At 66.5% G+C, this 11,514-nt stretch carries 13 protein-coding genes and 1 tRNA gene; 8 read left to right on the top strand and 6 right to left on the bottom strand.

The genetic code is table 11. The features are described from left to right. Window positions 1-4: 4 nt before the first annotated feature. From BMX78_RS00880 to BMX78_RS00890, 3 genes are all read left to right on the top strand, one after another. The gene (locus tag BMX78_RS00880) at window positions 5-625 is read left to right on the top strand and encodes a GNAT family N-acetyltransferase (RefSeq protein WP_091415253.1); all 621 of its coding nucleotides are present in this window, start codon (window positions 5-7) and stop codon (window positions 623-625) included. An 81-nt stretch (window positions 626-706) separates the two neighbouring features. Next, the gene (locus tag BMX78_RS00885) at window positions 707-1,624 is read left to right on the top strand and encodes a hypothetical protein (RefSeq protein WP_286138736.1); all 918 of its coding nucleotides are present in this window, start codon (window positions 707-709) and stop codon (window positions 1,622-1,624) included. A 120-nt stretch (window positions 1,625-1,744) separates the two neighbouring features. Beyond that, a tRNA-Ala gene (locus BMX78_RS00890) sits at window positions 1,745-1,817 on the top strand. Window positions 1,818-1,855: 38 nt separating this feature from the next. Here BMX78_RS00890 and BMX78_RS00895 read toward each other — a convergent pair. After that, a complete protein-coding gene (locus BMX78_RS00895) occupies window positions 1,856-2,254 on the bottom strand; it encodes a nuclear transport factor 2 family protein (protein ID WP_091415256.1) in 399 nt (132 codons plus the stop codon). 278 nt (window positions 2,255-2,532) lie between these two features. On the opposite strand from BMX78_RS00895, the gene BMX78_RS00900 reads away from it, so the two are divergent. Both BMX78_RS00900 and BMX78_RS22975 read left to right on the top strand, forming a co-directional pair. Further along, window positions 2,533-3,258 (top strand): hypothetical protein, encoded by a 726-nt coding sequence (locus BMX78_RS00900; RefSeq protein WP_091415258.1) that lies wholly within the window; start codon window positions 2,533-2,535, stop codon window positions 3,256-3,258. A gap of 100 nt (window positions 3,259-3,358) precedes the next feature. After that, window positions 3,359-3,529, top strand: a complete 171-nt coding sequence (locus BMX78_RS22975) for a hypothetical protein (protein WP_170850649.1) — start codon at window positions 3,359-3,361, stop codon at window positions 3,527-3,529. A gap of 82 nt (window positions 3,530-3,611) precedes the next feature. On the opposite strand, the gene corA is transcribed toward BMX78_RS22975, so the two are convergent. Beyond that, complete coding sequence (gene corA / locus BMX78_RS00905) at window positions 3,612-4,607, bottom strand: magnesium/cobalt transporter CorA (RefSeq protein ID WP_091415260.1); 996 nt, start codon at window positions 4,605-4,607, stop codon at window positions 3,612-3,614. A 10-nt stretch (window positions 4,608-4,617) separates the two neighbouring features. Then, on the bottom strand, window positions 4,618-5,169 hold the full coding sequence (locus BMX78_RS00910) for an Lrp/AsnC family transcriptional regulator (RefSeq protein ID WP_091415263.1): 552 nt from the start codon (window positions 5,167-5,169) through the stop codon (window positions 4,618-4,620). A gap of 149 nt (window positions 5,170-5,318) precedes the next feature. Between BMX78_RS00910 and BMX78_RS00915 the strand changes: the two genes are divergently transcribed. After that, window positions 5,319-6,569: an MFS transporter gene (locus BMX78_RS00915; RefSeq protein WP_091415266.1), complete on the top strand. Its 1,251-nt coding sequence runs from the start codon at window positions 5,319-5,321 to the stop codon at window positions 6,567-6,569. A gap of 27 nt (window positions 6,570-6,596) precedes the next feature. On the opposite strand, the gene BMX78_RS00920 is transcribed toward BMX78_RS00915, so the two are convergent. After that, entirely contained in the window at window positions 6,597-7,100 is a 504-nt protein-coding gene (locus tag BMX78_RS00920; protein WP_091415270.1) for an Lrp/AsnC family transcriptional regulator, read from the bottom strand. A 52-nt stretch (window positions 7,101-7,152) separates the two neighbouring features. After that, a complete protein-coding gene (locus BMX78_RS00925; RefSeq protein WP_286138737.1) occupies window positions 7,153-8,409 on the bottom strand; it encodes an MFS transporter in 1,257 nt (418 codons plus the stop codon). Window positions 8,410-8,519: 110 nt separating this feature from the next. Here BMX78_RS00925 and BMX78_RS00930 point away from each other — a divergent pair, with 110 nt between their 5' ends. Together BMX78_RS00930 and BMX78_RS00935 are read left to right on the top strand one after the other, a co-directional pair. Continuing rightward, window positions 8,520-9,527 carry a LysR family transcriptional regulator gene (locus BMX78_RS00930; RefSeq protein ID WP_091415275.1) on the top strand — a complete coding sequence of 336 codons (1,008 nt, stop codon included), beginning with the start codon at window positions 8,520-8,522 and terminating at the stop codon, window positions 9,525-9,527. Window positions 9,528-9,536: 9 nt separating this feature from the next. Next, window positions 9,537-10,484: a BadF/BadG/BcrA/BcrD ATPase family protein gene (locus BMX78_RS00935; RefSeq protein ID WP_091415278.1), complete on the top strand. Its 948-nt coding sequence runs from the start codon at window positions 9,537-9,539 to the stop codon at window positions 10,482-10,484. A 4-nt stretch (window positions 10,485-10,488) separates the two neighbouring features. On the opposite strand, the gene BMX78_RS00940 is transcribed toward BMX78_RS00935, so the two are convergent. Beyond that, entirely contained in the window at window positions 10,489-11,502 is a 1,014-nt protein-coding gene (locus tag BMX78_RS00940) for a pirin family protein (RefSeq protein WP_091415280.1), read from the bottom strand. Window positions 11,503-11,514 lie beyond the last annotated feature (12 nt).

Genomic DNA, 11,514 nt, shown 5'->3' on the forward strand with positions numbered 1-11,514 from the left:
CACAATGCGCGCCGGCCCCATCTGGCCCGTCACCCTGGAGTGCGGCGACCTGGTCCTGAGGCCCATCAGGTACCGGGACAAAAAAGAGTGGACAGAGGTCCGTGCCCGCAACAGCGAATGGCTGGCGCCGTGGGAGGCCTCGAACCCGGATCCGGCCGGAGGGCTGCCGGACTACCGGCAGATGGTGCGTTCCCTCAACGCCCAGGCCGCCCAGGCCACCGCGCTTCCCTTTGTGATTACCGAACGCGTTCCGACAGCCCGGAATCCTGTGATCGTGGGCCAGTTAACGGTCTCGTCGATCGTCTGGGGTTCAGCCATGATGGCCACCCTCGGCTACTGGGTGGACCGGGCCCGGGCGGGACACGGGATAGCGCCCACTGCCGTGGCGCTGGTGACAGACCACTGCTTCAGGAACCTGGGCCTGCACCGGATGGAGATCAACATCCGCCCGGAGAACGGGCCCAGCCTTCGGGTGGTGGAGAAGCTCGGATTCCGGGATGAGGGATACCGGCCCCGCTACCTGCACATCAACGGGGAATGGGCCGACCACCGCTCGTTTGCCCTGACCTCCGAAGAGGTCCCGGAAGGGCTGCTGAACCGCTGGCTGGGTTCCCGGGCCTCATAAATCCAATGATTTGCCAGCCGTGCCACGACACACCGTGGCCAATGCGGCTGCAGCCCCCGTATTGCTCATACGGTTTTGAGTGTGGACTTCCCCCTTAGCAGCTCCGTGATCCTTGTGGTTGCCGTTGTGCTCTGGATTGTATGGGTTGCCCCCTACGTCCTCCGGAACCGCCGGCACCAGTTCCAGCCCGCCGGCGATTTCCTGGCAGACACTCCTGCCGAGGACGTGCCGGACCCGCGAGCGGGTCTGGTTTTGAAGGTTGCCGCCCAGCAGGAGAAAGCCATGGACACCAGGAAGAGCACCGGATCCGCTACGGCAGCAGGCAGCACGGCCACAACAGGCCATTTCAAGATCCGGTACGGCCGCACGGCAATTGCCCTGGCAGGGCTGCTTTCCCTGCTGACCGCCTTCGTTTCCGCTGTCCTGCTGGCATTCGGGCTGGGAAGTCCCCTGCTTCCCTTGACCTGCGCCGCCCTGGCCGTGGCGTCCGTGGTCCTGCTCCGCAGGCTCGCGGTCCGTAACCGGAAAGCCAAGGTCAACGCTGCCTTTCGCTCAGCCATGGCGGCACCGGCCGTGAGGCCCGCGGCCGCCCAGCTCCCGCCGAAGCCCGAAGCCGCGCCGGTGCGCAGTGAAAGCCCCCTTTTTGACGCCGAGGCCCATCGGCCTGCGGTCAAGCCGCTGACTGCCATGGAACTTCGCGAGGCAGCACTGGCTGTCGCAGTGGCAGCCGGTGACACGAGTGCCGTGCAGGCGGCACCGAGCACCACCTGGGATCCGGTGGAGGTGCCCAAGCCGGTTTATGTCGAGGCGGCCAAGGCCGAACGCCCCGCTCCGGAACCCCTTGAACTGCCCGAGGCGCCCAAGGCCACCGGCAAGCCGTCCCTCAAGCAGGGCGCCGCCGGTGTGCCCGCTGCACCGGCCGCCGAGGCCCAGCAGCTCACCAAGGCGCAGAGCGCCCTCAGCAATCTCGACGACGTCCTGCAGCGCCGCCGCGCCTGACTCTTTGAAAAGGCGGCCGGGCATTCCGGCCGCCTTTTGCATGCCAGTTGGCATTGGCGGCGGAAAATTTGTAGCCTAGGGTCACCGGTGCCGCACAGCAGCTGCAGGGCGGCTCGTCCCGGGGTTATAGCTCAGTTGGTAGAGCGCTTCGTTCGCATCGAAGAGGTCAGGGGTTCGAATCCCCTTAGCTCCACAAAATCTCCCACGGCCAATCTCTGTTGGCCTGCGCCGTCAGCCGGTCACTGTGTCTCCGTGACGATGGGCGACCTTCCAGCCATCGTCTTCCCGGCGGTAAACCTGGGTAGCCCGGAGGACATAGCTGCGCGGCTCGCCGTCCACTGAAGCGGAGGTGTGTTCCAGGCCCGCCGTGTACGCCATGTCGCCCGCGACGTCGTATGAGACCAGCTCAAAACGGTAGGAAGTGCAGTTCGAGAACTGCTTGGCAAGGCTTGCGAACAATTCGTCCAGTTCCTGTTGGCCTGTGGCGTTGCGCCAGGCGCCCAGGACACTCACCGGTTCTTCGCGTGACCAGAGGGCCCGCCGTGGGCGGGCGTCGCCGTTGTGAATAGCCAGCTCCGCCTGGTACAGGGAGGTCCTCACCCAGTCCAGGAAATCACTGCGATCGCTCATGCCTCAGTATGCTCCCGGCGCCGCGGCTGTCGCGAGGGGCCCAGGGGCTCCGGCTAGTGGCCTGCCCAGGCTGTCCTGGATAAATGATGGGCTTTCCCGGCTGGCGACCTTCCTTCAGGCCTGCACCGGGCGTATCTTGATGCTCCAATGCGGCTCTTTCTTTAATTCGATGACAAGAGGCCATCATGGTCGTCAGGAAATTCAGTGCCCGGGAGCGGCGACGAGCCGCTTCGCACCGGCCGTACCGCCTTCGCCGTCCGCGACCTGTGGCATTACTCGTGGTGATCCTTCTGGCAGGAGTCCTCTCCGGTTGCACCTACGAGGATCCTGACGCGGCGCCTTCCTTTACCGCAACCTCCAGCCAACCTGAACCGACGTCGCTGACCTGTCCGGAAAGGGACAGAGGTGACTGCCTGGGCCCCCTCGATCCGGGCACCTACTCCACCACGTCCTTTGAACCGCCCTTGACCTACACAGTCCAGGAAGGCTGGGCCAACGGAGAGGACCTGCCAGGAAATATGCTGCTGAACCGGCTCGACGATCTCCAAGGGGGCGTATGGGGCGGCAGCTACATAGGTGTCTACCAGAATGTCCGGGCACCCGAGCTCTGCAGGGAATATCCAGAGCCAGGGATCGGCACCAGCTCGAAGGAACTTACAGAGTGGTACCGCACTGTACCGGGCCTCGAAATCCTGCGGGAGGCTCCGGCGTCGGTGGGCGGCTTGTCCGGGATCGCACTCGACTTCCGGGTGAGTGACGAGTGGAGAAGCGCATGCCCTATCGGTGGAGTCATCCATGCGGTCCCGGTGATCATCGGCGGCGGTGTTTCATACCTGCATCACGTGGTCGGTGCCCCGATCGAAATGCGCCTCTTCCTGCTCGACTGGAAGGGAGGAAATGTCGCGGTGGAGGTGACCGCCGTGAGCGGGCAGCACAGCCTCACCGACTACCTTGGGGAAGCCGGGGCGGAAGAAGTGATCGGATCCTTCAGGTTCAGGCCATAAGGGTCCGTCCCCGGGATCTCTGCGGGTTCCAGCAACACCTGGACGGGTAGTTGCAGTGGAACGCCGGTAGGCTTTGTGCAGCTGATCTTTTGGGGGAAAAGTGCGTCGTGGCGGCATCGTGGGCCTGGCAGGGCTGCTGATCCTGGCCATGTCCGTCGCCGCCTGCGTCAGGTTCGAGCTGGAGTCGGACTCGGTGATTGCGACACCTGTTGACTGCCCGGACGGACAGCCTTTCTCCGACTACACCGATGAGTGGGTGGTGGTGGCGTGACTGGACGCAGCCGGAAGGATGCCAGTCTGAACCCGTCAGCCTGCAGCAAACTACGCCCCTTCCGGCTGCTCGAAGACGGTCCCTAAAGCCAGCCCTTCTTCTTGAAGATGGCGTACATGACGGTTGCCGTTGCCGCCATCAAAACGATGGCCATCGGATAGCCCAGCGTCCAGTGCAGTTCGGGCATGTGGTCGAAGTTCATGCCGTAGACGCCGGCCACGAACGACGGCGCGAAGAAGATGGCGGCCCAGGACGAAATCTTCTTCACCTGTTCATTCTGTTCGGCGCTTGCCTCGTTCTGCCGGTTGGCCGTGAGCGTGCCGTCCAGGGTCAGTGCGTTCTGCAGCAGGTCCCGGAAGGAGTCCGCCCGGGAGATGACCCGCTCCACATGGTCCTCCACGTCCCGCAGGCTGTGCCGCAGGTCGCTCTCCACGTCGTATTTTTCGAAGCCGCGCTTGAGCTGGTGCATCATGTCGGGCAGCGGGTGGATGGCGCGCTGGAACTGGATAACCTCCCGCGCGAGTTCATAGATGCGCCGCGACACCGCAGTGTCCCCGCTGAAAAGCTGGTCCTCGATTTCGTCAATGTCGTTCTCCAGCCCGGCGACCACCGGGCCATAGTCATCCACCACCCGGTCCAGCAGTGCGTACAGTACGGCCTCGGGGCCATGCCGCAGCAGGTCCGGCCGGCCTTCCAGCCGCTGCCGCACCCGCGCCACACCTCCGGTCTCCGCGTGCCGGACCGTGACGACGAAGTTCTTCCCCGTGAAGACATGCAACTCGCCGAACTCCACCGTTTCGGTGGCGTCCAGATACCGGGCTGGCCGAAGCACGGTAAACAGATTGTCCTCGTACCGCTCAAGCTTTGGACGCTGGTGCGCCGAGATGGCATCCTCAACGGCAAGCGCGTGCAACCCGAACTCCGCAGCCACCGCCGCCATTTCTTCAGCGGTGGGCCGGTACAGGCCGATCCAGGCCATTCCGCCATGCTCCGCCAGCGTCTCGAAGGTCTGTTCCAAGTTCTCAGGCTCAGCGTGGCGGATGCCGTTGACGTACACGGCGTTGTCAATGATCGTCATTCCCAAAATCCTAGCCGTCCGCCCCTTCACCGCCTGTCCGCGGTGACTTGGCCTGGGCGTGTTGGCCGGCAGCCGACGCTTTGGCCAGGCCGCTGATCAACGGTTCGGTCCGGTAGGGGATATGGGTGTGCAGCGCCAGGACAGTTTCGGTCCGGATGACGCCTTTGATCCTGAGCACCTGCCGCAGGGCAGCCTGAAGGTTATGGGTATCGGTGGCCACCACACGGCACCACACATCGCCCCGTCCCGAAATTTCGTGCACTTCAAGGACTTGCGGAATCATCCGCAGGGCACCCACTACCCCGTCCAGCTCCCGGTGGGACACTTCGATGGTCACAAAGGCAACAACGTCGTAGCCCACCGCATCCAGGTCCACTTCCCGGCCGCCGGACCGGAGCACCCCTGCCCGGAGCAGCCGCCGGACGCGCGACTGGGCCGTGTTCCGGGCAACACCAAGGGAATCGCTGAGTTCCGCGATCTGGATCCTGGGATCCCTGATGAGCTCCAGGAGGATCTTCAGGTCGGTGGAGTCCAGGTTGTTCAAATGATCACTCTCCGTCATTCCGGCATGAATATTTTGACGCCAATGCTCAATTCTGACAGTCATCTCCGCCTAATAGAGCAATCCTGCCCCACTCTGGAGCTACCACTATCCATCCGCGCCGGGCTCCCACAAGGACCACCTGCCGCGGCAGCAGCAAAGGCGGCACCATGACGGTCTTCAGCGAGCTCCGGATGCGTCCGGCACCGGCCACCACCGCAGGCTGGGACGCGTCCACTACGGCGCGCCTGGTGCTGGCCGGCGCCGTCATCTTTACGCTCCTGGTGGGCGCCAACCTGGCCACGCCGCTGTATCCGCTGCTGCAGGTGCAGTTGGGGCTTTCCCCGCTCGATGTTTCGGCAGCATTCACAACCTACGTCCTGGCGCTGGTGGCCGTGCTTATGCTGGCAGGTCACTGGTCGGACCACATCGGCCGCAGGGCCGCCCTCATCCTGGCTGTTCTTGCCGGCCTTGCCGGCGGCTGGCTGTTCGCCGAAGCACACACCCTCGCTGCGCTGTGCGCTGCACGGGCGCTCCAGGGCACAGCGGTGGCCCTGGCCACCGGCGCCAGCGCCGCGGCCCTGCGTGAGCTGCTTCCCAGCCGGCCGGAATGGGCGTCCCGCTTCACCCTGCTGGCATCAGCCGGGGGAGTGGCCGCGGGCCCGGTCATCGGCGGACTGCTGTCGCTGCTTCCCGGGGCCACCTCGACCCCCTACTACATCCATTCCGCAGTCCTCGCCGTGCTCCTGGTCCCGCTCTACCTGCTTCGGGCCCGCCCCGCCATCGCACCTCCCGCAGGACCAAAACCGCTGCAGTTGCTGGCACCGCGGCGTCCGTCCGTCACGCGGGAGGCGCGGGGCGCATTCTGGCTTGCCTCCGGCGTCGGCTTCCTCAGCTTCGCTGTCTTTGGGTTCTGCCTCTCGCTGGCTCCGGGCTACTTCGCCCGGATCCTGGCGGTGGACAGCCGCCCGGTGATCGGTGTCCTCGCCTGCCTCACGCTGGCAGCATCGGCGCTGACGCAGCTGGTCAGCGTTCGCAGCCGCTTTGTGGTGCCCGGCGGGCTGGCGGTCCTGGGCGCTTCCGTCCTGCTGCTCGGCGCCGCAGGGGCCTGGAACAATGCGGCACTGCTGGTAGCGGCAAGCCTTGGCGCCGGCGTGGGACAAGGACTCGCTTTCCGCACCGTCTTCAACGATGTGGCCGGCCGTGTGGAGCCGGCCCGGCAGGCCCAGACCATCAGCTCGCTGTACGTCATCACCTACCTGGGCAGCGCCGTACCGGTACTGGGGCTCGGCTGGGCCTCGGGCGTCTTCGGCCTGGAGCAGTCCGTTGCGGGCTTTGTGGCGCTGTGCGGTTCGGCGGCCTTCATCATGGCAGCCCTCACGCTGCGCCAGGCTGTGCGGAGCGAGACGGCGCGAAGGTAGTGCGGCTTCGGGGCGGCCCTGACAAGGCTATTCCGGCAGCGGCCCGTGGTTGCCCTGGATATGTTCGAACACCAGCGTGGTTTCCGTGTGCCCCACCACGGGGTCGGTGGCCAGGTTGTCCAGCACCCAGTCCCGCAGGTCTTCAGTGGTGGCAACGGCGATGTGGAGCAGGTAATCCACCGAACCGGACGTGTGGAACGTGGACAGCACAGCCGGCAGTTGCGGGACACGGGCCGTGAAGCGGTCGATCTGGTCGCGGTCATGTGCCCGGAGCCGGACGGCAACCAGCGCCTGCACCGATCGGCCGATGGAGGAGAGGTTGAGCTTCGCCTCATAGCCCTGCACGATGCCCCGCTCCGAAAGGGCCCGGGTCCGCATCAGTGCAGTAGAAGGCGCTATGCCCACCAGTTCGGCGAGCTGTTTGTTGGAGATCCTTGCGTCCGCCACCAGGGCCGCCAGCAGGCGCTCGTCAATGGCATCCAGGGGCTCCAGGTGCACTCCCGGCCTGACATTCCTGGCATTCGTGCTCACGGCGGCTCCTCACAGTGTTCCTGCGTTTATCCTAGACGCCCGGCGGCGGCGTTCAGGCGGCGGCGCCTTTGCGGGGTACTGCTTCCCGGGGATGGACGACGGCGACAGTCACCGCGGTGAGGCAGGCAAGGACCATTACGGCGGCTGCCAGGGCGTTCCAGCCGTAGGACTGGAAGAGCAGGCCTCCAGCCCAGCCGATGATGCTGGACCCGAGGTAGTACGCAAGGTTGTAAAGCGATGCCGCCTGCGCGCGGCCGGTGCTGGCAATGGCGCCTGTCCAGCCGGCACCGATGCTGTGGGCCGCGAAAAAGCCGCCGGTGAATACCACCAGCCCGGCGAGGATCAGCACCAGTGCCGGGGCCAGGGTCAAGGCGAGGCCCGCCGTCGAAAGGCCAAGCCCGGTGAGCAGAACTGTGCGGCGTCCGAACCGCTGGGTCAGGCCTGCTGCCCAGCGCGACGTGAAGGTCCCGGAGAGATAGGCCAGGAACATGAGGCTGACCACGGTGGCGGGCAGCCCGAAGGGTGCGCCGGTCAGCCGGAACCCGAGGTAGTTGTACACCGCCACAAACCCGCCCATCATCAGGAAGGCCTGGATGTAAAGCGCGAGCAGGCGCACGTTTCGCACGTGCAGGCCGAGGGTGCGGGCAGCGCCGCGGAATCCTGCGGCCTGGGCGGCGGTAAACCCCCGGGCCCGCGGAACAAGCACCAGGAAAGCGACCGCCGCGAGCGTTGCGAGGACGGACACAGCCAGGGCCGCAGCGCGCCACCCCCACAGCTCACCGGTAGGGCCGGCCACCAGCCGCCCGGCGAGACCTCCGAGCGTGGTGCCGGCAACGTAGCTTCCCGCGGCGAGTGCCGCGTGCGCCTTGGTCACCTCTTCGTTGAGGTAGGCAATGGCGATGGCCGGGATGCCGCCCAAGGCCATGCCTTCGAGGAGCCGCAAGCCCAGGAGGAGGGGAAAGCTGGTGGCCAGGGGAACCAGCAGGCCCAGGACGGTGGCCACCGTGATACCCCAGGCCATCGCCTTGACCCTGCCGATCCGGTCCGCCAGGAAGGACCAGGGGATCACCGTGACCGCCAGCCCGACGGTCGCAAGCGAAATGGTCAGTGCTGCTTCGGCGGCGGTGACTTTCAGGTCCGAGGCCAGGATCGGCAGGACAGCCTGGGTGGAATACAGCTGGGCGAACGTTGCCACCCCGGCGAAGGCGAGGCCGAGGATGATCCGCCCATACGCCCGTGAACCCCTCGCATGCCCGTTCCAGCCCGGATCGGGAGCCTGGGAGCCGGGATGGGAGACACTGCGCTGCATCCGGCAAGCGTAGCTCTGGCCGGCCGGACCCTTCCAATGCATCTTTTATGCAAGACTCATAGCAATTCCGGAACGATAAGCCCTGCGAGGGCAGAGAGCCAGGAGGCCCCTTGGAGCCCGACCATAAGCAGTTGGTGCAGCTTCTTCCACTCCTGCCCCTGCTGGCGGAGCTGGGCCGGACGCAGCACATCACGGAAACGGCCGAACTCCTCGGAGTACCGCAGTCGACAGTGAGCAGGGCACTGTCGCGGGCCAGCGCCGTCGTCGGAACAGAGCTGCTGGTCAAAGACGGCAGGGGAGTCCGCCTTACACCCGCAGCCCGCTCCCTGTTGCCGTATATCGAGCGGGCGCTGGCGGAGTTCCAGGCCGGCCTGGACCTGGTCCGCAGCGAATCTGACGTTGTCCGCGGCAGGATCTCACTGTCCTTCCAGCACACCTTCGGCGAGTCCACCCTTCCACTCCTCATCAGCACCTTCCGCAGCCGCCACCCGGGCGCCGTCTTCACGCTGACCCAGGGAGCGCGGGATACCTGCCTGGCCGAGCTCGCCGCCGGTGAGTCGGACCTGGCACTGACTGCCCCCGTGGCCGCCGAAGGCCGCAACCTGTTGTCAGCCCTGCTGTACCGCGAGCCCCTGCGCCTGGTGGTCCATCACACCCACGCGCTCGCCGGGCGCACCATTGCCTCCGTCACCGACATCCGTTCGGACCCGTTCGTGGCGCTCGGTCCCGGCTACGGGATGCGCTCGCTGACTGATGCCTTGTTCCGGGAAGCCGGATTCAGGCCGCGCATAGCCTTTGAAAGCCAGGACACCCATACCGTCCGGGGCCTCGTTTCCGCCGGGCTCGGCGTCAGCATCCTGCCGCCGGGCGGGGATGCCCCCGGAAGGGACATGAGCGCAGAGACAGGCAACCTGGGCTGGGTTGAAGTGCCCCTCGACTCCGCCCTGGCCTTCCGCGACGTGGGCCTGAGCTGGCGGCAGCGCAACCGGGACATGGAACCGCTGGCAGCCCGGTTGTTCCGCGAAATGGTCATCACCGACGGGCCCGGGCTCCTGGCCGGGCTGGTCAAACGGCGCTCCCGCCTGCCTGGCGCCGGACCACGCGGCGGCGACCAGTAATCTTGTGACGTGACCAACACCGAAAACCCCAACGCCCTGCCCGCCCAACCGTCATCTCCTCCACTTAATGCGCCAGGTGGTGTGGTGATCGGCCTGGACATCGGCGGGACAAAGACCCGGGGTGTCCGGTTCGAGGACGGCGTCCCGGTAATGGACGAGTCCGCCGGCAGTTCGAACGTGCAGAACGTCACCCGTGATGAGGCGGCGCACAACCTTGCCAGCCTGTTCGCGCGGATCGGCAGCGGCGATGTCTCCCATGTGTACGCCGGGTCAGGCGGTATTGATACCGAGGAAGACGCCGCGGCCCTCGCAGCGCTCATTGAACCGCACGTGCCTGGAGCACAGATTACGGTGGTGCACGATTCCAGGCTGCTGCTCGCCGCCGGCCACGCCAGCACCGGAGTGGCCGTGATTGCCGGGACGGGCTCGGCGGCGTGGGGCCGGAATGCCGACGGCGGCGAGGCCAGGGCAGGCGGCTGGGGTTACCTTCTGGGGGATGAGGGCAGCGGTTACTGGCTGGGGCGCGAGGCGGTGCGGCACAGCCTGCGGCGGATGAACCAAGGCCTTCCGGTGGACCAGCTCACGGCCGCCCTGCTTCAGTCCTGCGGTATGGACCATCCCAACAAGCTGATTGCGCTGTTCCATTCCCCGGACACGGGCCGGCGGTTCTGGGCGCAGCAGGCCCGGTCCGTCGTTGAAGCGGCGGCCGCCGGCCACGCCGCAAGCCAGGAGATGCTGGACCAGGCGGGTAAGGACCTCGCTGCCCTGGCGCTGCAGGTGCTGCAGCAGCTGGGGATCCAGGGCCCGGTGATCCTGGGCAGCGGACTGGGGATGAACGTGGTGCCCCTGCAGGAGGCCTTCCGGCGGCACCTTGCCGAGGCCGGCGTGACCGATGTCCGGATCCTGGACCAGGACCCGGTGTTCGGCGTGCCGCAGCTGCTGGCGGAAATGGCCTGACGAACTACACCGCGCGCTTGCGGGGAGTGAGCCGGACGGCGGGCAGCGGCGGGGCGGGGATCCGGCCTGCCTCGGCGCCGGCATCGGGGCCGTGTCCAGGGACCAGCCCGTAGCGTGCTGCCGCTGCCTTGCCGTTGGACATGGCGGCCTGGGCTTCCCACTCATCCCGGGCCTGCTCCACTTCCTCGTGCGTGCGGCCCACAAAGTTCCACCACATGAGCAGCTCCTCCTGTAAGGGCTCGCCGCCGATCAGGAGGAAACGGGTGTCCGGTGCCGCCTCAATCCTGAGCTCCCGGCGCCCGATGCCCAGGTAGCCCAGCGGTCCCGGCGGGATGTCCTGCCCGTCCACCGCCAGGCCGCCGTCGAGCACCAGGATGCCGTGCTCAAAATGCTCATTCAGCGGAAGGACGCCGCTGCCCGCACAGGAAACCTCAGCTCCGACAATTGGCGAATACATGGTGGCAGGGGAAATCACCCCGCCCAGTTCCCCCGCCATCACGGTGGCGGTAAAACCCTCACCGGCCAGGGCAGGAAGGTCCCGGTGCTGCTCAAACGCCGGCTGCCGGTGCCGCTGCCCATCAGGAAGGGCCACCCACAGCTGGAGGCCGCGCTGCACCGGCAGTATGCCGTCGGTCGGAAGCACAGCGAATTCCGAATGCGACACCCCATGGCCGGCTGTCATGATGTTCAGCTCACCCGGACGGACCACCACGTCGCTGCCCACGCTGTCCCGGTGCCGGATGGTGCCGGCGAGCGGCCACGTCACCGTCTGCAGCCCTATGTGCGGGTGCGGGAGCACGGACATGGCGGTGCGGTCGGGGCCGAAACTGTCCAGGAAACACCATGCACCGATGGTGGGCAGGCCGCGCTGGGGAAGCGTCCGCTGCACATTCATGGCCCGCACGCCGCCCAGCGGCACTTCGCGCTCCGGCCATAGCTGCAGGCACGGGCCGGAACTCCCTTCCGGGCTCGCCGGCGGGCAGACTTCCTGCTGGGGGGATACTTCCAAATTGGTCACGTCCCCACTCTA

Origin of the sequence: Arthrobacter sp. OV608 (assembly GCA_900110595.1) — a bacterium.
Classification (GTDB): domain Bacteria; phylum Actinomycetota; class Actinomycetes; order Actinomycetales; family Micrococcaceae; genus Arthrobacter.

Bases quoted from the DNA above. Each gene is read 5' to 3' on its own strand.
- BMX78_RS00880 (WP_091415253.1), top strand. From the start codon at position 5: ATGCGCGCCGGCCCCATCTGGCCCGTCACCCTGGAGTGCGGCGACCTG.
- BMX78_RS00895 (WP_091415256.1), bottom strand. From the start codon at position 2,254: ATGAGCGATCGCAGTGATTTCCTGGACTGGGTGAGGACCTCCCTGTAC.
- corA (WP_091415260.1), bottom strand. From the start codon at position 4,607: ATGACGATCATTGACAACGCCGTGTACGTCAACGGCATCCGCCACGCT.
- BMX78_RS00910 (WP_091415263.1), bottom strand. From the start codon at position 5,169: ATGACGGAGAGTGATCATTTGAACAACCTGGACTCCACCGACCTGAAG.
- BMX78_RS00915 (WP_091415266.1), top strand. From the start codon at position 5,319: ATGACGGTCTTCAGCGAGCTCCGGATGCGTCCGGCACCGGCCACCACC.
- BMX78_RS00925 (WP_286138737.1), bottom strand. From the start codon at position 8,409: ATGCAGCGCAGTGTCTCCCATCCCGGCTCCCAGGCTCCCGATCCGGGC.